Annotated in this window: 15 protein-coding genes, 4 tRNA genes and 1 riboswitch; of the genes, 10 read left to right on the forward strand and 9 right to left on the reverse strand. The window is 73.0% G+C overall.

The features are described from left to right. Window positions 1–96 precede the first annotated feature (96 nt). A complete protein-coding gene (hrpA, locus tag ACFVFQ_RS27070; RefSeq protein WP_383420578.1) occupies window positions 97–4,143 on the reverse strand; it encodes an ATP-dependent RNA helicase HrpA in 4,047 nt (1,348 codons plus the stop codon). Between the two features lie 143 nt (window positions 4,144–4,286). Here hrpA and ACFVFQ_RS27075 point away from each other — a divergent pair, with 143 nt between their 5' ends. Further along, a complete protein-coding gene (locus tag ACFVFQ_RS27075; protein WP_383420580.1) occupies window positions 4,287–5,372 on the forward strand; it encodes an ABC transporter permease in 1,086 nt (361 codons plus the stop codon). A 332-nt stretch (window positions 5,373–5,704) separates the two neighbouring features. Here ACFVFQ_RS27075 and ACFVFQ_RS27080 read toward each other — a convergent pair. From ACFVFQ_RS27080 to ACFVFQ_RS27095, 4 genes are all read right to left on the reverse strand, one after another. Next, a tRNA-Phe gene (locus ACFVFQ_RS27080) sits at window positions 5,705–5,778 on the reverse strand. A gap of 4 nt (window positions 5,779–5,782) precedes the next feature. Further along, window positions 5,783–5,857: transfer RNA gene (locus ACFVFQ_RS27085), tRNA-Asp, on the reverse strand. Window positions 5,858–5,904: 47 nt separating this feature from the next. Then, window positions 5,905–5,977 (reverse strand) — tRNA-Glu (locus ACFVFQ_RS27090). Between the two features lie 83 nt (window positions 5,978–6,060). Beyond that, window positions 6,061–7,680, reverse strand: a complete 1,620-nt coding sequence (locus ACFVFQ_RS27095) for a metallophosphoesterase (RefSeq protein ID WP_383420582.1) — start codon at window positions 7,678–7,680, stop codon at window positions 6,061–6,063. Between the two features lie 106 nt (window positions 7,681–7,786). On the opposite strand from ACFVFQ_RS27095, the gene ACFVFQ_RS27100 reads away from it, so the two are divergent. From ACFVFQ_RS27100 to ACFVFQ_RS27130, 7 genes are all read left to right on the forward strand, one after another. Then, entirely contained in the window at window positions 7,787–8,137 is a 351-nt protein-coding gene (locus ACFVFQ_RS27100) for a metallopeptidase family protein (RefSeq protein WP_383420584.1), read from the forward strand. A 115-nt stretch (window positions 8,138–8,252) separates the two neighbouring features. Beyond that, the gene (locus tag ACFVFQ_RS27105) at window positions 8,253–9,092 is read left to right on the forward strand and encodes a hypothetical protein (RefSeq protein ID WP_383420586.1); all 840 of its coding nucleotides are present in this window, start codon (window positions 8,253–8,255) and stop codon (window positions 9,090–9,092) included. Between the two features lie 228 nt (window positions 9,093–9,320). Then, entirely contained in the window at window positions 9,321–11,561 is a 2,241-nt protein-coding gene (locus ACFVFQ_RS27110) for a DEAD/DEAH box helicase (protein WP_383420588.1), read from the forward strand. A gap of 271 nt (window positions 11,562–11,832) precedes the next feature. Further along, window positions 11,833–11,905: transfer RNA gene (locus ACFVFQ_RS27115), tRNA-Lys, on the forward strand. Between the two features lie 638 nt (window positions 11,906–12,543). Then, entirely contained in the window at window positions 12,544–14,136 is a 1,593-nt protein-coding gene (locus tag ACFVFQ_RS27120) for an MFS transporter (RefSeq protein ID WP_383420590.1), read from the forward strand. A 95-nt stretch (window positions 14,137–14,231) separates the two neighbouring features. Next, complete coding sequence (locus ACFVFQ_RS27125; RefSeq protein ID WP_383420592.1) at window positions 14,232–15,152, forward strand: LysR family transcriptional regulator; 921 nt, start codon at window positions 14,232–14,234, stop codon at window positions 15,150–15,152. A gap of 435 nt (window positions 15,153–15,587) precedes the next feature. Further along, window positions 15,588–16,667, forward strand: a complete 1,080-nt coding sequence (locus tag ACFVFQ_RS27130) for a PP2C family protein-serine/threonine phosphatase (protein ID WP_383420594.1) — start codon at window positions 15,588–15,590, stop codon at window positions 16,665–16,667. Between the two features lie 97 nt (window positions 16,668–16,764). Here ACFVFQ_RS27130 and ACFVFQ_RS27135 read toward each other — a convergent pair whose 3' ends face one another. Then, the gene (locus ACFVFQ_RS27135) at window positions 16,765–17,895 is read right to left on the reverse strand and encodes a DUF2332 domain-containing protein (RefSeq protein ID WP_383420596.1); all 1,131 of its coding nucleotides are present in this window, start codon (window positions 17,893–17,895) and stop codon (window positions 16,765–16,767) included. Window positions 17,896–18,306: 411 nt separating this feature from the next. Then, window positions 18,307–18,463, forward strand: a riboswitch (cyclic di-AMP (ydaO/yuaA leader). A 290-nt stretch (window positions 18,464–18,753) separates the two neighbouring features. On the opposite strand from ACFVFQ_RS27135, the gene ACFVFQ_RS27140 reads away from it, so the two are divergent. Beyond that, window positions 18,754–20,115, forward strand: a complete 1,362-nt coding sequence (locus tag ACFVFQ_RS27140) for a peptidoglycan DD-metalloendopeptidase family protein (protein WP_383420598.1) — start codon at window positions 18,754–18,756, stop codon at window positions 20,113–20,115. 150 nt (window positions 20,116–20,265) lie between these two features. Then, the gene (locus tag ACFVFQ_RS27145) at window positions 20,266–21,231 is read left to right on the forward strand and encodes an aldo/keto reductase (protein WP_383420600.1); all 966 of its coding nucleotides are present in this window, start codon (window positions 20,266–20,268) and stop codon (window positions 21,229–21,231) included. A 100-nt stretch (window positions 21,232–21,331) separates the two neighbouring features. On the opposite strand, the gene ACFVFQ_RS27150 is transcribed toward ACFVFQ_RS27145, so the two are convergent. From ACFVFQ_RS27150 to trmB, 3 genes are all read right to left on the reverse strand, one after another. Further along, on the reverse strand, window positions 21,332–21,634 hold the full coding sequence (locus ACFVFQ_RS27150; protein ID WP_026247493.1) for a hypothetical protein: 303 nt from the start codon (window positions 21,632–21,634) through the stop codon (window positions 21,332–21,334). 116 nt (window positions 21,635–21,750) lie between these two features. Then, window positions 21,751–23,079 carry a PrsW family intramembrane metalloprotease gene (locus ACFVFQ_RS27155; RefSeq protein ID WP_383420602.1) on the reverse strand — a complete coding sequence of 443 codons (1,329 nt, stop codon included), beginning with the start codon at window positions 23,077–23,079 and terminating at the stop codon, window positions 21,751–21,753. A 98-nt stretch (window positions 23,080–23,177) separates the two neighbouring features. After that, window positions 23,178–24,017, reverse strand: coding sequence for a tRNA (guanosine(46)-N7)-methyltransferase TrmB (gene trmB / locus ACFVFQ_RS27160; RefSeq protein WP_383420604.1), 840 nt, complete (start codon window positions 24,015–24,017; stop codon window positions 23,178–23,180). Window positions 24,018–24,115: the final 98 nt, after the last annotated feature.

Consider the following 24,115-nt stretch of genomic DNA (forward strand, 5'->3'; position numbering starts at 1 on the left):
TTTCCGCTTGCGGCGGGCTGCGAAGCAAGACTGTACAGCAGGTCAGGGGGTGCGGTCGAACTCGGTCCCGGCCGTCGTCCCGCGGTGCGGTCCGGGCTACGGGACCGCGGCGTCCACCGCCTTCATGATCCGCTTGTCGGAGACCGGGTACGCGGTCCCCAGGGCGTGCGCGAAGTAGCTCACCCGGAGCTCCTCGATCATCCAGCGGATCTCCCGGGCCGCGGCCGGCACCGGGCGGCCCTGGGGGAACTGCTCCAGGAGCCAGGCGTATTCGTCCTGCATCTCCTTCACCTTCGCCATCCGGCTGCGGTCCCGTTCGGCGTTGGTGGGCAGTTGGGTCAGCCGGCGGTCGGCGGCGACCAGGTAGCGCATCAGGTCCGGCAGTCGCTTGGCGCCGTGCGCGGTCACGAAGCCCGGCTTGATCAGCGCCGCCAACTGCTCCTTGACGTCGGTCAGCGACGGCAGCAGCGACGGGAACGCGGTCGCCTTCAGCCGGCGCTCGCACGCCTGCCAGGCGGCCAGCACCTCCTGGACCTGCTGGATGATCTTCAGCGTCGCGTCGACGAGGTCGGTCCGGACCGCGTCGAAGAGCTTGCGGAACGCCTCCTCGTCCCAGGCCGGGCCGCCCCGGGCCGCGATCAGCCGATCCGCGGCGGCGGTCACGCAGTCGTCGAAGAGCGCCGCGATGGAGCCGTGTGGATTGCGGGAGAGCGCCAGCTTCTGCTGGTTGCTCAGCTTGTCCTGGGCGAACTTGGCGGGGTTGGTGGGGATGTTGAGCAGGATGAGGCGGCGGGTGCCGGCCCACATGGCGGCCAGCTGCTCGGCCTCGGTGTCGAACAGCCGGACCGCGACGCTGCTGCCCTCGTCGACCAGCGCCGGGTACGCCTTCACCGGCTGGCCGGCGCGGCGGGTCTCGAAGGTGCGCGGGAGCGTGCCGATCGTCCAGGACGTCAGGCCGGTGCGCTGCTCCGGGCCGGCCGGTGCGGCCTCGCCCCCGCCGCCCCCGCCGCCCCTGCGGTCCTTGCCGGGCCGCTTCTCGGCCTGTTCGAAGGCCCGGGAGAGGGCGGCCCGGGTCTTGGGCTTCAACTGGAGCCGCAGCGCCTCCAGATCCTTGTCCTCGGCCAGCTTGCGGCGGCGCTCGTCGACCACCCGGAAGGTGATCTTCAGGTGGTCGGGGACCTTGTCGAGGTCGAAGTCGGCGGCGTCCACCGGGACCCCCACCATCCGCTGGAGGCCGGCGGCCAGCGCCGACGGCAGGGCCCCCTGGAGCGGGACGGTGGAGTCCAGGAAACGGGCGGCGAAGTTCGGCGCCGGGACGTAGTTGCGGCGGATCGGCTTGGGCAGCGAACGGATCAGCTCGGTCACCAACTGCTCGCGCAGGCCCGGGATCTGCCAGTCGAAGCCCTCGGCCGAGACCTGGTTGAGGACCTGGAGCGGGATGTGGACGGTCACGCCGTCCGCGTCCGCGCCCGGCTCGAACTGGTAGGTGACCTTGAACTTCAGCTTCCCCTGCCGCCACGAGTCCGGGTAGTCGTCCTTGGTGACGGCCTCGGCGGACTCGTTGATGAGCATCGAGTGCTCGAAGTTGAGCAGGTCCGGCTCGTCGTGGCGCTGCTTCTTCCACCAGGAGTCGAAGTGCGCCCCGGAGACCACGTCCGCCGGGATCCGCTGGTCGTAGAAGTCGAAGAGGGTCTCGTCGTCGACGAGGATGTCGCGGCGCCGGGCGCGGTGCTCCAACTCCTCGACCTCGCCGAGGAGTTTGCGGTTGTCATGGAAGAACTGGTGGTGGGTGCGCCAGTCGCCCTCCACCAGGGCGTGCCGGATGAACAGCTCGCGCGAGACCTCGGGGTCGATCCGGCCGTAGTTGACCTTGCGTTGGGCGACGACCGGGACGCCGTAGAGGGTGACCCGCTCGTAGGCCATCACCGCGGCCATCTTCTGTTCCCAGTGCGGCTCGCTGTAGTTCCGCTTCACCAGGTGTCCGGCGAGCGGCTCGATCCACTCCGGCTCGATCCGGGCGTTCACCCGCGCCCACAGCCGGGAGGTCTCCACCAGCTCGGCGGACATCACCCAGCGCGGCGGCTTCTTGAAGAGCGCGGAGCCGGGGAAGACCGCGAACTTGGCGCTGCGGGCGCCCAGGTATTCGTTCTTGGCGTCCGTGTCCTTGAATCCGATGTGCGAAAGCAAACCGGAGAGCAACGAGGTGTGGATGCGCTCGGGCGCCGCGTCGGTGTCGTTCAGGTGGACGCCCATGCTCTTGGCGACCGTCCGCAGCTGCGAGTAGATGTCCTGCCACTCGCGTATCCGCAGGTAGTTCAGGAACTCCCCGCGACACATCCGGCGGAACGCGGACGAGGACAGCGTCTTCTGCTGCTCGCGCACGTAACTCCAGAGGTTGAGGAACGCCAGGAAGTCCGACGTCTCGTCCTTGAAGCGGGCGTGCTGCTGGTCGGCCTGCTGCTGCTTGTCCGACGGGCGCTCGCGCGGGTCCTGGATGGACAGCGCGGCCGCGATCACCATGACCTCGCGGACGCAGCCGTTGCGGTCCGCCTCCAGCACCATCCGGGCCAGCCGCGGGTCCACCGGCAGCTGGGAGAGCTTGCGGCCGAGCGGGGTCAGCCGCTTGCGGGCGTCCTTCTGCGCGGTGTCCAGCGCGCCCAGCTCGCGCAGCAGGTCGACGCCGTCCTTGATGTTGCGGCGGTCCGGCGGGTCGATGAACGGGAACTTCTCGATGTCGCCGAGGCCGGCCGCGGTCATCTGGAGGATGACGGAGGCGAGGTTGGTCCGCAGGATCTCCGCGTCGGTGAACTCCGGTCGGGAGAGGAAGTCCTCCTCCGAATACAGCCGGATGCAGATGCCGTCGCTGGTCCGGCCGCAGCGGCCCTTGCGCTGGTTGGCGCTGGCCTGCGAGACCGGCTCGATGGGCAGCCGCTGCACCTTCGTGCGGAAGCTGTAACGGGAGATCCGCGCCATGCCCGGGTCGATCACGTACTTGATGCCGGGGACGGTCAGCGAGGTCTCGGCCACGTTGGTGGCCAACACGATCCGCCGGCCCGTATGGCGCTGGAAGACCCGGTGCTGCTCGGCGTGCGACAGCCGGGCGTACAGCGGCAGCACCTCGGTGGCGGCGAGGTTCTTCTTGTTGAGCGCGTCCGCGGTGTCGCGGATCTCCCGCTCGCCGGAGAGGAAGACCAGGATGTCGCCGGGGCCCTCGGCGCGGAGCTCGTCCACCGCGTCGCAGATCGCGGTGATCTGGTCGCGGTCGGGGTCCGAGCCGCCCTCTTCCAGCAGCGGCCGGTAGCGCACCTCGACCGGGTACGTGCGCCCGGAGACCTCGACGATCGGGGCGGACGTCCTCTCGTCGCCCGCTGCCGCGTCCACGGTCGCGAAGCGGCCGAAGTGCCGGGCGAACCGCTCGGGGTCGATCGTCGCGGAGGTGATGACGACCTTCAGGTCCGGGCGTTTGGGCAGCAGTTGGGCGAGATAGCCCAGGATGAAGTCGATGTTGAGGCTGCGCTCGTGCGCCTCGTCGATGATGAGCGTGTCGTACTGGCGCAGCTCCCGGTCCGTCTGGATCTCGGCGAGCAGGATGCCGTCCGTCATCAGCTTGACGAGGGTGTCGTCGCCGACCTGGTCGGTGAACCGGACCTTCCAGCCGACCGCCTCGCCCAGCGGCGTCCGCAGCTCCTCGGCCACCCGCTCGGCGACCGTACGGGCCGCGATCCGGCGCGGCTGGGTGTGCCCGATCAGCCCCTGGACACCGCGCCCCAGTTCCAGGCAGATCTTGGGGATCTGGGTGGTCTTGCCGGAGCCGGTCTCGCCCGCGACGATCACCACCTGGTGGTCGCGGATGGCCGCCAGGATCTCGTCCTTCTTCTGGCTGACCGGGAGCTCTTCGGGATAGCTGACCCGCGGCATCGCGGCGCGGCGCTGCGCCACCCGCAGCTCCGCCTCGTCGATGTCGGCGGCGATCTCGGCGAGCACGCCCGCCCGGGCCTCGGGCTTACGGATCCGGCGCGCGCCGTCGAGCCGGCGCCCCAACCGCTGCTGATCGCGCAGCATCAGCTCGGGAAGGCGCTTCAACAGGGAGGGCAGCGTGGGCGCGGCGCTCTCGGACGGGGCGGGGGCAGGCTGACTGGACATACGTCCCCCAGGATCTCACCTCGCGGAAAAGACTGGCGAACCATTTCACGGCGGTACCCGGGCCAAGAACGCCCCGCGGGCAGGCCGGGCGACACCGGACCCCCGGGCGGTATGTCCGACATCATTGCCTTAGCGTGTTTCCCATGGATGATCATGAACATGAAGGTGAGAGCGTCCCGCACGGCGCGCACGGCCGGGCCCGGACCGCGGCGGAACACTGGGCGGCCTTCAAGAAGTCCCCGTTCCTCCCGGCGGTCGTCCTGACGGTCATCCTCGCCGCCGCGGCCGGCCTCTTCGCCGGCTCGTACACCTACGCCATGGCCAACCCGGCGCCCCGGCACATCCCCACCGCCGTGGTCACCGGCCCCGCCGCCCCCCAGCAGCGGGCCTTCGTCGCCGACCTGGAGAAGGCCCTCAACGCCTCGCTCCGACTGACCGGGTACGCCACCTACCCCGAGGCCCGGAACGCCGTCGAGGAGCAGCGCGAGTACGCGGTGCTGCGCACCAGCGGCCGCGGGGTGGAGCTGGACGTGTCCGGCGCCTCGGGCGCCTCCGTGGCCCAGCTCCTGTCCGAGGCCGCCGCCAAGGTCGGCCCGGCCACCGGCGTGCCCGTCACCGTCCGGGACATCAAGCCGCTCCAGAAGGGCGATCCGCGGGGCCTGGCCCTCTTCTACATCTCCCTCGCGGCCGTGATCATCGGCTTCGTCGGCGCCATCCAGCTCAGCGTGCACGCCCGCGGCCTCAACCCGGCCGAGCGGATCGCCTTCACCCTCGCCTACGCCCTGCTCGGCGGCTTCGCCATCGTCGCGGTGGCCGACTGGTGGCTGGGCGCGCTCCGCCTGCCGTTCGTCGAGTCCTGGCTGATCCTCGCGCTGACGATGTTCACGTCCGGGATGGTCTTCACGATGTTCAACACCCTGATGGGCCGCTGGGCGATGATCCCCACCTGGGGCCTGATGGTCCTGCTCGGCAACCCCTCGTCCGGCGGCGCGGTCTCCTGGCCGCTGCTCCCGTCCGTCCTCGGGCTCATCGGCCGTTGGCTGCCGCCGGGCGCCTCGGTCAACGCCCAGCACGCCGCGGTCTACTTCCGCGGCCACCAGCACGCCTTCCCCTTCCTGGTACTGGCCGGCTGGTCGTTGGTCTCCTGCACGGTCTTCTGGACCTGGCGGCACCGCCACCCGGGCGGCCGCGAACCGGCCCCCGCCCCGGCGCACGCCGCCGGCGCCTGAACCACCCCGCGCTCCCGAACCCAACGGGACGCACCGACGGAACGCGGCAACGGAGCGCACCGACCGGACGCCGCCAACGCAGCGCGCCAAGGAACGGCGTCAACAAGAACCAACGCCGAGGGGGCCGTCCCCAGGAGAACCCCTGGGGACGGCCCCCTCGGCGAGCGGCAGGCCGGCAACCCGGCAACCCGGCAAGAAATCCCACCCAGTTCCCTGTTCCCAGCCCCCTGTTCTCGATTTCCTTCCCAAGTCCCCCACGGGGAACAGGAATTGCGGAACAACGAAGAAGGTCCCGGTTCGAGAATCGAACCGGGACCTTCTCCCAATGGGTGTGGCTGGGGCCGGGGTCGAACCGGCGACCTTCCGCTTTTCAGGCGGACGCTCGTACCAACTGAGCTACCCAGCCGCAGCGGTCCTGACGGGATTTGAACCCGCGGCCTCCACCTTGACAGGGTGGCGAGCACTCCAAACTGCTCCACAGGACCTTGCATTGTGCGAGTGGCGTGAACCAGTCTCGCACACGGTTGGTGCGTGCCCCCAACGGGATTCGAACCCGTGCTACCGCCTTGAAAGGGCGGCGTCCTGGGCCACTAGACGATGAGGGCTGATGGCCCGCCTTGGCGCCGTTACCGGCCCCGTCGGGGACGTGAGAAGCATATGGGATGGGAGGACCGTTCGCCAAAACGGTTTACCCGGGCCCGTCGGAAGGCGTTGTGGACGGGTGCGCGGAGGGGGTGGCGCCGGGTGCCGCGGGCTGGTTCTCGCGGGGGAGATGGCGGCTGACCTCGGCGCGGGTGAGCCCCAGTCCGCCCAGGGTGATCTCGTCCCACGCCTGGAGCCGCTTGGTGGTGCGGTCCAGGTAGAGCACCGACGCCTGGACGGGCGCGGGCTGCTTGTTCTGGACGGCGCGCAGCCCGCCGCCGCCCGTGGAGCCCTCGACCATCAGCCGGGTGCCCTGGGGGAGCGTGCTGATCTCGCGGTGGTGGAGGTGGCCGGCCAGTGCCAGGGGGACCAGGCCGTCCGCCTCGGTGGCCGCGGTCGGGTTGTGGGCCAGCGCGAGGTCGACCGGGGTGCCGGCCAGCCGCTGGGTGCGCAGCGCGTCGGCGAGCTTGTCGCCGGCGGTCCGTTCGGCCGCGTCGCCGGCCGTCGCCACCGAGCGGTCCGGGGTGAACTGCGGGTCGCCGACGCCCGCGATGCGCACCCCGGCGACCTGGGCGACCCGGCCGTCGTCGAGGACCGTGACGTGCCGGCGGGTGGCGAGGTAGCGCTGGGTGGTGCGGGAGTCGTGGTTGCCGCGGACCCAGACGTAGGGGGCGCCGAGCGTGGCGACGGGGTCCAGGAAGTGGTTCTCGGCGGCCGAGCCGTGGTCCATGGTGTCGCCGGTGTCGACGATGACGTTGATCCGGTACTGCTGCACCAGCGAGGCGATGATGTGCCAGCTCGCGGGGTTGAGGTGGATGTCGGAGACGTGCAGGACGCGCAGGGTGGTGGGGTCCGGCTGGTAGGCGGGGAGCGTGGAGGCGGTGTCGTAGAGCTTGCTGACGTTGGTGACCAGGCGCGCCAACTCCTTCTGGTAGACGTCGAATTCGCTGACGATGTTGCGGGCGGTGCCGACCACGGACGGGGCGGAGGAGAGCAGTCCGGAAAACCGCGGCTCCAGGACGGACTTCGGGTTCCAGGTGGCGTAGGCGGCGGTGCCGGAGGCGGTGAGCAGGGCGAGGGCGAGGCCGCCGGCGGCCAGGGCGCGGCGCGGGCGGCGGTAGACGACCAGGCCCAGCGCGGTCGCGCCGCCGACCACCGCGGCACAGGAGGCGGCCACCAGGCCGGCGGCGCCGCGCAGCACGTCGTGGGTGACCTGCTTCTGGAGGCCGGCGAACCGCTCGGGGTGGTCGACCAACGCGGCGGAGCGGGCCGGGTCCAGCCGGTCGACGTCGACGTCGAGCCGGACGGGGGCGCGGTGGCTGTCCAACTCCAGGTCGCCCAGGGGCGGGACGGTGATCCGGGTGCCGCCGGTCAGCGACGGCCGCAGCGCCATGCTGGTGTCCATCGGGCCGACCGGGGCGTTCACGCCCCCTAAGAGCAGCAGCCCCAGCCAGGCGCCGAGCAGGCTGACGGCCACCAGGCCGGCGGCCCGGGCGTACGGGTGCGCGGGCGGCGCGAGCGTGGCACCGGGGTGGGTGCGGCGGCCGGTGGGCGGTCTGTGCGCCGGGCCGGGCCGCAGGAACGGGCGGCGGGGGCCCGGCAGGCGGAGGCGGGAGCGGCCTGGCGGGTCGGGAGGCGAAGTCCTGGAGCGCGCGGCGCGGGCCATTGGTCCGGTATGCCCGGCCGCGCCGCCCGTTATGCGGGACGGAGCGGCTCCGGCTGTGTCCGCGCGCGGACCGTCGGGCGCGCGGCCGTTGCCGGACAATGGGGGCGTGCTGGAAATGACGCGCGAGGAGTTCGAGGAACTGGTCGCCGAGGCGCTGGACCGGATCCCGCCGGAGCTGACCCGGCTCATGGACAACGTGGCGGTCTTCGTCGAGGACGAGCCCCCGGCCGACGACCCCGAGTTGCTCGGCCTCTACGAGGGGACCCCGCTCACCGACCGCGGCGAGTGGTACGCGGGCGTCCTGCCGGACCGGATCACCGTCTTCCGCGGACCGACCCTGCGGATGTGCGCCACGAGGGAAGACGTGGTCGCGGAGACGGAGGTGACGGTCGTTCATGAGGTCGCCCACCACTTCGGGATCGACGATGGGCGGCTGCACGCGCTCGGCTACGGCTGACCGGCTGGGGCGGGTGTGTCGGCCGTGGCGTGTCCTCAGGCGGGGGGCGGGAGTTGGGCAGGGCGTCCGACGCCGTCCCTGCGCTCCGGATCCGGAGGTCCCGCCCGTGCACCCGATGTCCCCTCGCCCGCCGTCCACCACCGATCCGTCGACGGACGGGGGCGCCGCCTTCGGGACGCCCGACGCCCGGGCGGCCGCTCCCGCCTGCGGAACGCCCGCGTCCGCAACGCCCGCGTCCGCAACGCCCGTTGGCGCGCTGCCCGATGCCGTGGTGCCCGCCTCCGGAACGGGCTCGCGCTCGATGAAGCGGGTCGCCGCCGCGGCGCTGACCGTCTCCGCGCTGGCCGCCTCGCTGGCCGGCTGCATGAGCGTCAGCGACCCCGGGCACCCGGCGCCGTCGGGCAGCGCCGCCCGGCACGGTGACGGGAAGGGCAAGCACGCCGCCCCCGGTGGGCTGACCGCCGACGGCCGTGGCGACGGGCCGCGGCGGCCGGGCCACGGCGGCCCGCGGCGGCCGGCCGGTGGGGGCGCCGGGGACACCGGCCGGGTGGCGGACGCCGGGCCGTCGCCGAGCGCGGAGCCGTCGTCGCCGGCCGGGCCGGGGACGGCCGCGCAGCCGGCCAAGCCCTCCGGGCCGGAGCCCGGCACGGCGCAGGGGCGCGGCGGAACCGCCGGCGCGTCGCGCCCGTCGCGCCCCGCGCAGCCCTCGCCCTCCACTCCCGGCCGGCCGTCGTCCGCGCCCGGTGCACCGACCCCGGGCTCGCCGAGCGCGCCGCCGAACGGCCCCTCCGGCGGGGCGTCCGGCGGGGGCGCGCAGGGGTCCGGCCCGCCACCGTCCGGTTCGAAGCCACCGCCCGTCGTGCCGTCGTCGTCCGTCGCGCACTCGTCCTCGCCGGGGGCCGGGGCCTCCTCGCTGTCCTCGTCGATGACGCCCCAGGTGGAGTGGGACGCCTGACGGTGCCGGGGCGCGCGTCGTCGTGGGCGGCGCGGAGGCCATTTGCATTGCAGGGGGAGGGGTGCGTATGGTGGTAGATCGTTTGATCCCATTTGCCCGGCGCCCTGAAAAAGCGCGCCGTGTGGCGCGTTCTCTCCCTTGCCGTGGCTGACCGCATTGAGGCGGTCTTTGTGAAATCACACGGAGTTGTGGGCGCGTGCCGAGACTCCGGAAGGTTTCGCATTTCGCATGTCTGTTTCCACTGACCAGTCCGCCCTGCCCGCAAACGGCGAGGCCCCCGAAGACCAGGCCGCGCAGCCGGCCCCCGAAGCCGTCGAGGAGACCGCGGCGCAGGACGCCGGTACCGAGGCCGTCGAGCCCGCCGAGGGCGACGACGCCGGGACCGTGACCTTCGCGGACCTCGGCCTCCCCGAGGGCATCGTCCGCAAGCTGGCCCAGAACGGTGTCACCACCCCGTTCCCGATCCAGGCCGCGACCATCCCGGACGCGCTGGCCGGCAAGGACATCCTCGGCCGCGGCCGCACCGGCTCCGGCAAGACGCTCTCCTTCGGTCTGCCGACCCTGGCCCGCCTGGCCGACGGCCGCACCGAGAAGAAGAAGCCGCGCGCGGTCATCCTCACCCCGACCCGTGAGCTCGCGATGCAGGTCGCGGACGCCCTCCAGCCGTACGGCGACGTGCTCGGCCTGAAGATGAAGGTCGTCTGCGGCGGTACGTCCATGGGCAACCAGATCTACGCCCTGGAGCGCGGCGTCGACATCCTCGTCGCCACCCCGGGCCGGCTGCGCGACATCATCAACCGTGGTGCGTGCTCCCTGGAGGACGTCCAGGTCGCCGTCCTCGACGAGGCCGACCAGATGTCCGACCTGGGCTTCCTGCCCGAGGTCACCGAGCTGCTGGACCAGGTGCCCGACGGCGGCCAGCGGATGCTGTTCTCGGCCACGATGGAGAACGAGATCTCCACGCTGGTCAAGCGCTACCTGACCAACCCGGTCAGTCACGAGGTCGACAGCGCCCAGGGCAATGTCACGACCATGACCCACCACGTCCTCGTCGTGAAGCCGAAGGACAAGGCGCCGGTCACTGCCGCCATCGCCGCCCGCAAGGGCCGCACCATCATCTTCGTCCGCACCCAGCTGGGCGCCGAGCGGGTTGCCGAGCAGCTCATCGAGGCGGGCGTGACGGCGGACGCGCTGCACGGCGGGATGACCCAGGGCGCGCGCACCCGCGTCCTCGCCGACTTCAAGGACGGCTACGTCAACGCGCTGGTCGCCACCGACGTCGCCGCCCGCGGCATCCACGTCGACGGCATCGACCTGGTCCTGAACGTCGACCCGGCCGGTGACCACAAGGACTACCTGCACCGCGCCGGCCGCACCGCCCGCGCGGGGCAGGAGGGCACCGTGGTGTCGCTGTCCCTGCCGCACCAGCGCCGCCAGATCTTCCGGCTGATGGAGGACGCGGGCGTGGACGCCTCGCGGCACATCGTCGGCGGCGCCGGCGCGTTCGACGAGGACCTGGCCAAGATCACCGGCGCCCGTTCGCTCACCGAGGTCCAGGCCGAGTCGGCGAACAACGTCGCCAAGCAGGCCGAGCGCGAGGTCGGCTCCATGACCCGCGAGCTGGAGCGGCTCCAGGCCCGCGCCACCGAGCTGCGCGAGGAGGCCGACCGGCTGACCGCGCGGGCCGCCCGCGAGCGCGGCGAGGACCCGGCGGAGGCGCTGGCGGCCAACGCCCAGGCGGCCGCCGAGGCGGTGGCCGAGGCCGCGGTGCCGGCCCAGTCCGGCTCCGGCGAGCGCCGTCGTGACGAGCGCCGTGACGAGCGGCCGCACCGCCGCGACGAGCGCGGCAACTTCGAGCGCCGCGACCGCGACCGTCGTGACGACCGCTCCGGTGGTGGCCGCTCCTTCGAGCGCCGCGACGACCGTCGCGATGACCGTCGGGACGAGCGCGGCGGCTTCGGCGGCCGTGACCGCGACCGTCGGGACGACCGCGGTGGCTTCGGCCGTGACCGCCGTGATGACCGCGGTGGCTTCGGTCGTGACCGGGATCGTGACCGTGACCGTCGCGATGACCGTGGCGGCTTCGGCGGTGGCCGTGACCGTGACCGTCGGGACGACCGTGGCGGCTTCGGCGGTGGCCGTGACCGTGACCGTCGGGACGACCGTGGCGGCTTCGGCGGCGGCCGCTCGTTCGACCGCCGTGACGACCGCGGCGGCTTCCACCGCGGCGACCGCGGTGACCGCCCGAACCGTCCGTTCAACCGCGACGACCGCGGTGGGCGCCCCTTCCGCTCCGGTGGCGGCGACCGTCCGTTCAACCGTGACGACCGCTCTGGCGGCCGGCCGTCCTCCGGTTTCCGTTCCGGCGGCGACCGCCCCTACGGCCGGCGCGACGACCACCGTGGCTCCGGTAGCACCTCCGGCTTCGGCCGGCGCGAGGACAAGCCGCGCTGGAAGCGCAACGGCTGACCCGACCGTGGCCGATACAGGCCGGTAGCCCGCATGGCTCGCGCAGGGCCCGTACGCACGCAAGTGCCGTACGGGCCCTGCGTGTTGGCGCACCGTGGGGCGCGTTCCGTACCCGGCGCGCGGTGGCTCCGGCGCGCCCCGTACGGGCGTGGTGGAGGCCCGTATACGGGGCGGGCGTGGCCGGCGGAGCGCCGTCGTGGCACGCCGCGGATTGGCCAGATCCGCCATGCCTTCGGGCTGCGGCAGGACCTCGGGCTATGCTGCTCGGTGCGGGCCATTAGCTCAATTGGCAGAGCAGTGGACTTTTAATCCATTGGTTCAGGGTTCGAGCCCCTGATGGCCCACCGAATCCATCGCAGGACAGGGACCATGACCTGCGTTCGGCGCCCCGACCGGAAGCCTCCGGCCGGGGCGTTTTGCATGGCCCGCCTGCGTTGCTCCGCCTACGTTGCTCCGCTGGTCGCTCCGGGGCGGGGGCGAGGGGACGGGCCTTGGGTGGGGTGGGGCGTGTGGCGGCCCTCAGGTGCGGCGCGGAGGCGCTCGGGCGCGATCGGCTCGGTTTCGGCCATGTTGATCCGGATCGGGGGCTGGCCGGCTCGGGGCGGGCGTGAAGGTCGAGCGTCCGCCCCTTGGAGGGTCCGCGCGCACCGCCTCGCCGTGTCCAGTTGGCCGTTGGAGACGGCGCGTTGGGCCGCTACGGAACGCGCCAGGGCGGGCCGAGGGCGGTCGTTCGTCGATTCATTCGCGGCGCGTATGGGGTGGACGGAAAGGCTATTTGTCCGGGCCGGGCGGCGTATTTAGCGTCGTCGGGGAATGTCGGGGGAGCGGCAGGGCGCCGTTCGTCGGCTCGGAGGCGGGAATGGTGGATCAGTGCGTGAAGGCGGCGGATCGAGGAGAAGGCGGGAGCGGGGAGTTCGGGGGATCTGAGGCGTCCGGGGTGCCCGGTGGTGAATCCGTGCGGTCCGTCGATAGGGGGGAGAGTGTGGGGTGGGCGCGCGATAAGGGGGCCGGGCGTCGATGGTGGGCATTCGGCGGGCTGAGCATCATCAGTTTTCTCGGCTGTATCGACCTCACCATCGTCAATACCGCGGCTCCCGCCATCCAACGGGACATGGGGGCCACGGTCACCGAACTCCAGCTGATCGTCAACATATTCATCGTCGCGCTGTCGATGTTCATGGTGACGATGGGGCGGTTGGCCGACAGCCACGGCCGGCGGCGGGTGCTCTATACCGGGACCGCGGTGTTCGGCCTCGCCTCTCTGGCGGCCGGGTGGGCGGGGGACGTCCGGATGCTGGTCGCCTGCCGCTTCGTCCAAGGGGCCGCCTGCGCCGTGCTCTACACCAGTACGGGCGCGCTGGTCTCCGACACCTTTCCGCCGGAGCAGCGCGGCAGGGCCGTAGGGGCGCTCTACGGCGTCAACGGGCTCGGGTTGGCGATCGGGCCGATGCTGGGCGGGTTCATCGTCGGGGAGTTGAGTTGGCGCTGGGTTTTCTGGATAAACGTGCCGCTGACGGCGATCGGGTTGGCCGTGTGCTTTTTCTCGGTACGGGTGCCCGGGGAGCGTGCCGCCGGAAGCGGAAAGCCGGATTGGCCGGGACTGGCGCTGATCAGCCTCGCGTTGCCCGCAGTGGTCCTCGGTCTGACATTGGGCGACGCCTGGGGCTGGGCATCGATCCGCATTCTCGGGCTGCTGGTGCTGGGAGTTGTCGGTGTGCTCGCCTTCTGTGTGGTGGAACGCAAAGTGGCGGCGCCCCTCATCGATTTCCAACTGTTCGGGAACCGCACCTTTTTGGGTGCGCTCACCGCCGATTTCTCCCTGGCGTTCTTCTACTGCCTGGCGTTCTTCCTGATGCCGCTGTACCTGGTTTCCGTTCGGCATGACGGGGACACCGCGAGCGGACTGATGTTGCTGCCGTGCACGGCGGTGATGGCGGTGCTGTCGCCCGTCGTGGGGCGGCTGGTGGACCGGTTCCCGCCGCGGCTGCTGTTGTGCGTGGGGTTCGTGGCGTTCGCCCTGTCGGCGGCGCTCCAGGCGCAGTTCAGCACGGAGAGCGGGGTCGTCCTCGTGATGGCGGCGTTCGCGCTGATGGGGATCGGCTGGGCGCTCGTCCTCGGCCCGGCCACCGTGGCCGCGCTGTCCGCCGTACCGGAGCGGCTGGCGGGGACGGCGGTGGGTTCGTCGTGGACCTTCCACAACCTGGGCGGGGCGATCGGACTGGCGGTCGGGATGGCGGTCTACCGCTGGTCGGCGCGGGACGCGTTGGACGAGGCGCTGGCCGCGCGCCGACTGCCGGGCGGGGAGTGGGTGTCGCGGGCGGTGGCCGACCCGGGGGCGGGGAACGGGCTGTTGCGCGCGCACACCGGGCTGGACGGGCGCGGCGCGGAGGCGCTCTCCAAGGAGCTGTTCATCCGGGGCAACCAGGCGGCGATGTGGCTGCTGTGCGGGGTGGCCGTCGCCGCGTTCCTGGTGATCTGGGTCGGGATGCGGGGGCGTCGTGGGACGTCGGGTGGGGTGGAAGAGACGGGCGTTGAGGGTGAGTTGAAGGAGAGGGGAGACATGGGGGTGAGGTGAGGGGGTGGAGCGGCGGTTGGGGGCGGTGGTCCTTCGAGGGCGGCCGGGGCGTCGAGCCCGTTGGGGCCGCCGTGCGGGAGCCTAGGATGCCGATCATGGCGATACCGGGCATCGAGCTGCACCACCTCCGTTGCTACGTGGCCCTCGCCGAGGAGCGGCACTTCACCCGGGCCGCCGACCGCCTCGGCCTCTCGCAGCCCACGGTCAGCCGCACCATCCGCCGCCTTGAGGAACTGCTCGGCTACCGGCTCCTGGAGCGCACCACCCGACAGGTCACGCTGACCGCCGCCGGCGAGCGGCTCTACGGGGAACTCCGCGAGCTGCTGCCCCGTTTGGAGGCCGCACTGCTGCCGGCCCCGGAGGTGCCGCTGTTCCGGATCGGATTCGCCTGGGGGTTTCCGGCCACCTGGCCGCAGGCCGCCATCGAGCGGTTCGAGGCGGAGACCGGTGTCGGGGCGCGGGTCCACCGGCGGGACGCGGCGTTGGCCGGGGTGGACAGCGGCGAGGTCGACATCGCGATCCTGCGGGGGAACGTCACCGTGCCGGGCCTGACGGCGGTGACGCTGCTGCACGAGCGACGGATCGCCGCGGTGTCGGTGCGTTCCCCGCTCGCGGCCCGGGACGAGGTCGGCTGGCGGGAGTTGGCCCGTATGCCGCTGGTGCTGAACGAGACCGGCGGGACGTCGGACGCGTCGGACTGGCCGCCGGAGGATCGGCCGGAAATCGCCGTCCGGTGCGGGAACTTCGACGAGTGGCTGGAGGCGGTGGCCGGTAACCGGGGGGTCGGAGTCGTGCCGGAGTCCATCGGCCGCCAACGGGTGCACCCGTTCATCTCCTTCGTGGCGATCCCCGACGCGCCCCTGATGCCGCTGCACATCGTCTTTCCGCGGCACGACGGGCATCCGCTGACCCGGCGCTTCATCGCCCATGCGCGGGCCACGGTCAACCAGTGCGAGGGCGGCGGGGTCGGGACCGGGGTCGTGCCGAAGCCCGGAGGGGAAAGCCCGGAGGCGTAGTGGGGGAGCGGGGGCGGGGTGGTGGGGGGTGCCGTAAGGGGGCGAGGGGGGTGGCCCTTAGGGGGTGGAGTGGCCCCAGCCTGTGCCTACCCCGTTTGGCTCAGGAGGACTCGCCACCCGGCGTAGCGGCAGCAAGCCTTGAGGCAGCAGGCAGCAGGCAGCAGGCAGCAGGCAGCAGGCAGCAGGCCAGCGGGTAGGGCACGGCGCACTGCACAGGCAGAGCGGGCGGCGCAGGTGGCCCGGGGCGCGGGAATCGGCGGGACGGCCGGGGACGGCGCGGGGGCCGAGGGCGGCGCAAGGGACCAGGGCGGCACGTCGGGTGGGGCGGAACGAGCGCGCCACCGGGCGGGCGGAGTCGGGAAGAGGCCGGTGCGGATGCGTCGACGCGGCAGGAACCGCACAGGCAGCCGGGAACGGCGCGCCCGACGCGACCAAATGTCCCCGCCCGGCCGCCGATTGGCCCGTTGGCTGCCCACCGCCCTGATCGTCATCGGGGTGCTCTTCGACCTCGTCACGCCGCCCCAGTACACCGCGGCCCCGTTCCTCGCCGCCGCCCCGCTGGTCGCGGCTCCCCTCTTCTCCCTACGGGCGACCGGCGTCACGGCGTTGGCCGCCATCACCAGCGAGCTCCTGGTCGCCACGTACCACGGCGTCGAGGACTACTACGAGTCGGTGACCGAGGCGATCACGGTGGTGGTCGTCGCCCTGCTGGCGCTCGGCATCAACCGGGTGGTGCGGATCAGCGACGCCCGGCTGGCCTCCGTACGGGACGTCTCGGAGGCCGCCCAACGGGCCGTACTGCCGGCCCCGCCCGATCGGTTGGCCGGCCTCGCGGTCGCCGCCCGCTACGTCGGTGCCCGGGCCGGCGCCCGTATTGGCGGCGACCTCCACGCCATCCAGGACACCCCGCACGGCGTGCGGATGATCGTCGGCGACGTGCGGGGCAAGGGGCTGGAGGCGGTGGAGGCCGCGGTGGTCGTCGTCGGCGCCTTCCGGGAGGCGGCGGATCAGGAGGCCAGCCTGGAGGCGGTGGCGCACCGGCTGGAGCGGGCGCTCAAACGGGAGGGCGGGCGCCGCGCGGGCCTCGATGAGTACGAGGGCTTCACCACGGCCGTACTGGCGGAGGTCCCCGCCGGGGACCAGTCCGTCGTGCGCATCCTCAACCGCGGCCACCCGCCCCCTCTGCTGCTCACTCCGGACGGCGGCCTACGGGAACTGCCCCCGGCCACCGCCGCGTTGCCGCTGGGCCTGACCGACGTGGCGGGCTTTCCGGACCGCTCGGACGAGGTCTTCTTCCCGGCCGGCGGGATGCTGTTCCTGTTCACCGACGGGGTGACCGAGGCCCGCAACCGGGCCGGCGCGTTCTACGACCCGTGCGCCCGGTTGCGCGGCAGCCACTTCGACGGCCCCGACGACCTCTTGGACGTGGTGATCGAGGACGTCGCCCGGTACACGGGCGAGGCGCCCGCGGACGACATGGCGCTGCTGGCGGTCCAGCGTCCCCTGGGGACGTAGGGCGCGGACCGCCCGCCGTGGCCGCGTTGGCGCCCCGGTTTCCCGCGTCCGCCGTGGGTCCGGCCCCCGTAGGGCCGTTGGGAGCATCCGACGCCGTCTACGGGCGCGCGGAGCGGAGCCAGTGCACGCTCTGGCCGTGCGGGTCCGTGAGCGCGACCGGGCGCTCGTCCACCGCGAGGGTCAGCACCATGCCGTCCTCGGGCCGCAGGGAGCGGTGTTCCGGCGCGGTGATCCACGGCAGCACGCCGTGGTGCTCCTGGGAGATCCAGTGCCCGCCGCCGTCCCGTTCGGCGAGCAGCGTCCGCACGCGGTGCGCGAACTCCTCGCGCCGGGTGGGCGGAAGGTAGTTCAGCGCCGCGCTGTGGAAGACCACCAGCGTCGCCTCGGGCGGCGCCTGGGCGGCCAGCGCCGGCAGCTCGTCGACCAGGTCGCCGCGGACCAGCACGGGGCGTGGCGCGGGCCGCACCGCCTCGACGGCCGCCGTGAGGCGCGCGCTGCGGGCCTCGTCGCCGGGCCAGACGAGGGCCCGCAGCCAGCGGAGGTCGTCCGCGTCCCCGACCGGGTCCAGCGGGTTCAGGTCGATGCCGCCGCGCCAGACGATGTCGGGGAGGAGCCCGCCGGGCAACGCCGCCGGGTCGCCGTGGGCGTTGTCGTTGCCGTTGTCGTCGTCGAAGGGGGCTGGCCCGCTGGTGTGGCAGGTGAACGTGACCGGGGAATCCGGGGCGCCGCACGAGGAGTCGCGCCCCTCGTGGACGTAGCGGTAGCGGTACCGGTCCGGGTGCAGGCACAGCCCGGCCGACGTTCCGACCTCCAGGAGGGCCAGGGGCTGCGGTAGACGGGCCAGCAGCGGCAGCAGTGCGGCGCAGCGGGCCGGTTCGTTGGCCTGGGTGGCGCGTTGCAGGACCACCGAGCGGACCTCGTCCCAGTGCCGGATCGTCCACTCGCGCCAGCGCCCGTACGCCGCCGCGCCGCGCGGCCCCAACTCCGCGTGCGGGCCGTCCAGATAGCGCACCGCGGCGAGCAGCAGGTTCGGCTGCTGCTTGTTGCCGGCCGGCAGCGACCCCGCGAGCAGTTCGCAGAACTCGTCGTCCTGGCCGATCCGGGCGGCCAACTCCTCGTGCGCCCCGGACCGCCCGCGCGCCTGTTGCCAGGAGAACTCCCGGTACCGATCCGCCACTTCCTGCGGGGTGTTGACGACGTTTCCGGTGTTCGCAACGTTGACGGCCATGGGGCGACGTTATCGCCCTCACTCTCCGTGATTGTTACGCATCCCTCTGCATAACAAGTGGTGCACAATCGTCGCGAGATCGTTTGACGCGGCGGCGCCAACTCGCCCTGATTGGGGAGGGCTTGAGGGGAAACGTTCCCGCCGGAGCCCTCTTGGGGGCCGTGTGGAACCCCCGTGGATTCGTGGGAACGCTTGGATTTCCCTCGTCGTCTCTATTACTGTCCGATAACGGAGCGCGGTCGTCCCAGCCGTCGCAAGTGGCGGCACCGTGCGCCGACGCCGAATCCCGTACGCGCTTTTCCCGCACGTCCAGAACGACCCCGACCCGTCCCGCACGAGCCGGCCGCCGCCCTGCTCGACCGGGTCCCCGACCCGCGTCGCGCCGCCCGGATCGACCGGTTTGGTGGATGCCTGTCGGATCCGCCTGGAATTGCTGGGAATTGAGCGAGGGGAACCGGGGAACCACCCTCTTGGGGTGAATCGGGCGCTTCTCGCCAGGAGGCGTTCGTAGGAGACCTTCCTGCTCCGAACCCGTCAGCTAACCCGGTAGGCGAGAAGGAAGGAAAGGAGAGCGCCCCCGTGGCGTCCAACAGGCCCGCCCCCCACGCTCCATCCGGCTATGGCCTAGGCGGCCCCGCCGACTTCAGCGGCACGATCGGCTTCGGCCTTGGCCTCGGTGGCCCCGCCGGGCACGTTGCCTCCGGTGGTGTTGGTGTGGATGTTTCGGGTGGGGGTGGCGATGTCGTTGATGCCGCTGCTTCGCCCGCTTCCCCTGCTTCCCCCGTTTCTGCTGCTTCCGTTGCTTCGTCAGCGTCGTCAGCTTCTTCGGCTTCTTCCGCCGCTTCCGCTTACGAGGCGATGCCCCAGCAAGGGTTGCCCCACCAGGGGCTGCTCCCCGAAGGGCTGGCCCATGAGGGCGTCGACCAGGGCGGGTTGCCCGGTGGTGAGCCGGTGCACGGTCCCCAAGGGAGCGGTGCCGAGGGCGCGTGGGTCACGGGTGACGAGATGGCTGCCGGCGAGGCGGAGCTCTACGAGGCCGGGGGCGACGAAGAGGGCCTCCGTTCGCTGCGCGGCAAGCACCGGGTGGCCAGGCAGCGCGGCGTCGGTCTGGCGCGCGGCGGCACGGCCCTGGGCGTCGGCGTGATCGCGGCGGTCGGCGCGAGCGGGGTGGCCGCGGCCGAGGGCCGGCCGCCGGTGCCGATCTCGATGCCCGACCCCGGTGGGACGGCCGATGATGCCACCGCGGATGCCCCGAACGCCCCGGTGGCCGCCGCCGCGACCACCACCGCGGACGCCTTCGCTCCCGCCGCCCATGGCACGCGGGCCGGCGGCGCCCCCGCGGAAGCCGCGCAGGGCACGGGCGCGGCCGAGGCGCTGCGCAACCGCATCCTCCAGCAGGGCGGTGCCCGCCCGGCCGATGCCCAGGCCGGCGTCCAAACCGACGCCCAAACCGACACTCAAGCCGACGCCCAACAGGGCGGCCCCACGGGGTCGGAGGCCACGGGAACGGCCGCGACCGCGGAGAGCGCGCCGCAGGCGTCAGAGATGCCGCAGACGTCCGGAGTCGAGCAGGCGTCCGGGACGGAGGAGACGTCGAGGGCGGAGGGGGCGTCGGGGGCGGAGACGGAGGAGGCACCGGCCGCCGCACAGGCGCCGCAGCCGGACGGGAAGGCCACCCAGGCCACGGAGGTCCCCCAGACTTCCCAGACCTCCCAGGCAACGCAGGCCACCCACGAACCGGCGGCCCCGGCGACCCCGGCGGCCCCGGCCGCACAGCCCTCCTCCGCCGGCTCCCCGGAAGCCGACCAACCCGCCCGCGCCGCCCAGGACTTCGTCGCCCCGGTTGCCTCGCACACCCTGGCCACCGGCTTCGGGCAGGCCGGCGACCGCTGGGCCGCGGACCACACCGGCCAGGACTTCGCGGCCCCAACGGGCACGCTGGTCAAGGCGGTTCACGACGGGACCATCACCCAGGCGGGCTGGGCCGGAGCGTACGGCTACCGGATCGTCGTCACGCTCGACGACGGTACGGAGCTCTGGTTCTGCCACCTGTCCTCCATGGTCAAGACGTCGGGCAGGGTCCATACGGGAGAGGTGATCGGCCGTGTCGGCGCCACCGGCAACGCCACCACCCCGCACCTCCACCTGGAGGTCCGTCCGCACGGCGGCGCCCCGACCGACCCGGTGCCGTGGCTGCGCGACCGCGGGGTCACCGTCTGACGCCCGCGCCGGCCGCCCGCATCCCGTGGGCGGCCAGCCGCGCACCCTCTCTGGACCGGCAACGGGAGCGGACCAACTCCCCACCTAGGCCGGGGAATAACTCCCGCAGCGCGAGGAACAATTCCAGGCGCTGTTGCGTTGTAGCAGGGCATGACCGCGACACACGCCCAGAGCTCCGTTCCCGACCGCAAGCCGCTCGGTTCGCTGTCCGTCTCCCGGCTCTGCCTCGGGGGCAACGTCTTCGGCTGGACCGCCGACGAGGCCGAGTCCTTCGCCGTACTCGACGCCTACGTTGCCGGCGGTGGCAATTTCATCGACACCGCCGACATGTACTCGTCCTGGGTGCCCGGCAACAAGGGCGGTGAGTCCGAGACCGTCATCGGCAACTGGCTCGCGGCCCGCGGCAACCGCGACCAGGTCGTGATCGCCACCAAGGTCGGCGCCCACCCCGACTACAAGGGCCTGTCCGCGGCCACCATCAAGGCCGGTGTCGACCAGTCCCTGGCCCGTCTGCGCACGGACCACATCGACCTCTACTACACCCACTTCGACGACGAGTCCGTCGAGGTGGGCGAGTTCCTCACCGCCCTGGACGACCTCGTCAAGGCCGGCAAGGTCCGCGAGATCGCCGCGTCCAACATCTCCGCGCAGCGCCTCCAGGCGTCGCTGGACTTCTCCGCCCGTGAGGGCGTGGCCCGTTACGTGGCCCTCCAGCCGCACTACAACCTGGTCTCCCGCGACACCTACGAGGGTGAACTCGCCGACGTGGCCGCCCGCAACGGCCTGGCCGCCGTCCCGTATTTCGCGCTCGCCTCCGGCTTCCTGACGGGCAAGTACCGCCCGGGCGTCAGCGTGGACAGCGCCCGCGCCGGGACGGCCGCCGAGCATCTGGCGACCGACCGCGGCCGCCGCGTCCTGGCCGCGCTCGACACCGTCGCCGCGGCCCATGACACCGAGCCGACCACCGTCGCGCTCGCCTGGCTCGCCGCCCAGCCCACCGTCGTGGCCCCCATCGCCAGCGCCCGCACCGTCGCCCAGCTCCCGGCCCTCCTGGCCGTCACCGAGCTCACCCTCACCGACGCCGAGGTCGCCCTCCTCACGGAGGCGTCGGCCTGAGCGCGGTAGCCGACTGAGCGACGCAGCAGAGGGGCCGGCCTACGGGCCGGCCCCTCTGCGGTCTGCTCCAGGGGGCGGCCCCACAGCGGGGCCGCCGGTGTCAGCCGCGCCGGTCCGCCACCGCCCAGGAGGCCAGCGCGACGCCGCCGGCCACCGCGAACACCGAGGGCCACGCGCCGATCTTCTTGGCCAGCGGGTGGGACCCCGCGAACGCCGCCACATAGGCGCCGCTCAGCGCGGCGGCCGCCTTCGTGCCGGCCTTCTGCTGCCAGCCGCGGGCCGCCACCGCACCGGCCGCCGCGAGCGCCACCCCGCCCAGGGGCCGCTTCTTGGTCCACCGGGCCACGCCGTAACCGCCCACCAGCCCGGTGGCCGCCACCACGCTCGTCGGTATCCCAGCCATCGCAGAATCCTCCCTTTCGCGGACAACTCCCACGAGCCTACGCGCGGCCCCCGCACCGCCGGGCGGCACCGTCGCGCGGGGCGGCCGGCCGGCGCCGTGCGTCCGACCGCGGCTCCTTACGGGGCGGGGCGCCGGCCCGTTGCCGCGTCGGAATCGGGCGCGCCCCCGGGCCGGTCCGGCACCGCTTCCGGTGTCGCGGTCCGGCCCGCCCACGCCTGGAGCAGCGCCGGGCCGGCCCACGACCGGTAGTGCCACAGGCTGTCCAGGAGTTCCCGCTCCCGGGCGGCGAAGTCCGCGGTCGGGCCCGTCAGATGGGCGCGGCGCCGATGGAAGGAGAGCGCGGTGGCCAGTGCGCCGTAGGCGGTGACGGCGCGCGCGGCGGCCGGGCCGTGGGTGCGGCGGGCTATGTCGCGGGCCAGCGCGCGGGTCTTCAGGGAGGCGAGGGCGGTGGGCTCGGGCGCGGCCAGCCAACCGGCGGCGGTGTACGGGGCGAGGTACTCGCGGACCGAGAGCAGCTCCTGGCGGCGGGCCCAGAGCGCCAGCCACGTCACGGCCAGCAGGACCGGGACCATGAAGGCGCCGTAGACGGTGAGGAAGCCGGCGTCGCCGAGGGTGGAGGCGGCGTTCCACACGCCGTGCAGCAGGACCGCGGTGGTCAGGCCGAGGAGCACCAGCCCGGTCCGGGCACCGCGGCGGCGGGGGTAGCGGGTCGCGGCTATGCCGAACGCCAGGCCGGTGAGGATCGTGAACAGCGGGTGGGCGAACGGGGAGACCACGATCCGCACGAAGAAGGTGCCGGCCGTGAGGGAGTTCAGACCGCTGTGCCCCATGGACTGGTCCTCGCCGAAGGCGCTGCCCAGGTAGAGCACGTTCTCGGTGAACGCGAAGCCGGTGGCGGTGATGCCGGCGATCACGATGCCGTCGGTGATCCCGTCGAAGTCGCGGCGGCGGAAGCGGTAGAGGAGGGCGATGGCGGCGGCCTTCACCACCTCCTCGACGATCGGGGCGACCACCGTCGAGCCCCAGGCTTCGGCCTCGGTCGGGGACGCGGAGGCGACGTTGCTGGCCAGCCAGTCGGTGGCGAAGCCGTTGGCCAGTACGGCGACGAGGGTGGCGGCGCACGCCCCCCAGGCGAAGGCGAACGCGAGGTTCCGCCAGGGCTCGGGCTCGATGCGGTCCAGCCAGCAGAACGCCGCGATCAGCAGCGGAACGGGGAAGACGGCCAGCCCGAGGCCGACCAGAAAGCCCTCGGTGCCGGTCTGGCGCCGGACGATGCCGAGGATGAGCACGCCGGACAGCGCGAGCAGTGCGGCCAGCGCGATCGCTCGGACGGTCCGGCTGCGCCAGGGCGCGAACCGGCGCCGGGGCCCGGGGTGGGACCCGGCGGGTGTGTACGGCGGCGGGCCGGCTGAGCGCTCGGGGAGCGGCGGCGGTGACGGGTACACCCATCGACCCTAACGAGGGTGGAGCGGCGTGGGCAGGCGAGTTTGCCGCCAGCGAGGACACGGTGGTGCGGGGGCGCGGCCCGTAGGGGCCGCGGGCCTCAGGCCCGGCGACGGAACAGCAGGTCGTGGACGGTGTGGCCCTTGTCCAGGCCCTGGCCCTCGAATCTCGTCAGCGGCCGGAAGTCCGGTCGCGGTGCGTAGCCCGGGTAGAGGTTCTCCAGCGCCGGCTCGGCGGAGAGGACCTCAAGCATCTGCTCGGCGTACGGCTCCCAGTCGGTCGCGCAGTGCACCAGGGCGCCGGGCGCGAGCCGGGTGGCGGCCAGCGCCACGAACTCCGGCTGGATCAGCCGGCGCTTGTGGTGGCGCTTCTTGGGCCAGGGGTCCGGGAAGTAGACGCGCAGGCCGGCCAGGGACGCCGGGGCGAGCATCTCGCGCAGCAGGATGATCGCGTCGCCGTTGGCCACCCGGATGTTGGACAGGCCGTTCCGCTCCGCGAGACCGAGCAGATGGCCCTGGCCGGGGGTGTGCACATCGCAGCCGAGGATGCCGGTCTCCGGGGCGGCGGCGGCCATCTGCGCGGTGGCCTCGCCCATCCCGAAACCGATCTCCAAAACGACCGGCCGCCCGTCGAAGAACGCGTCGAGGTCGAGGCGGGAGAGCCCGTCGACGTCCACGCCCCACTTCGGCCAGAGCCGGCGCAGCGCGTCGCCCTGCGAGGCCGTGACGCGGCTGCGGCGGGGCTGGAAGGACCGGATCCGCCGCTCGTGGTGCGAGCCGGCGGGGTCGGCCGCCGGTCCCGTGCCGTCGGGGAACATCGGCTTGCCGCGCCGGGGCGCGGCGGCCGGGGCGGCGGTTGCTGCGGCGGTCACCGCGGCGTCCGCGCCCGTGGCGTCGGCAACGGCGGCGAGGGTCTCGGGGGTGGCGGGGTTCTCGGACACAGTGCGTCGATTCTACGGATGGCGCCGGGGTCAACGGGACCGTCGAGGGCGGGACCGCCGGGCGCGGTGAACGGGGCGAAGGCCGGCCGACACCCCCC

Source organism: Streptomyces sp. NPDC057743, assembly GCF_042798755.1.
Taxonomy (GTDB): Bacteria; Actinomycetota; Actinomycetes; order Streptomycetales; family Streptomycetaceae; genus Streptomyces.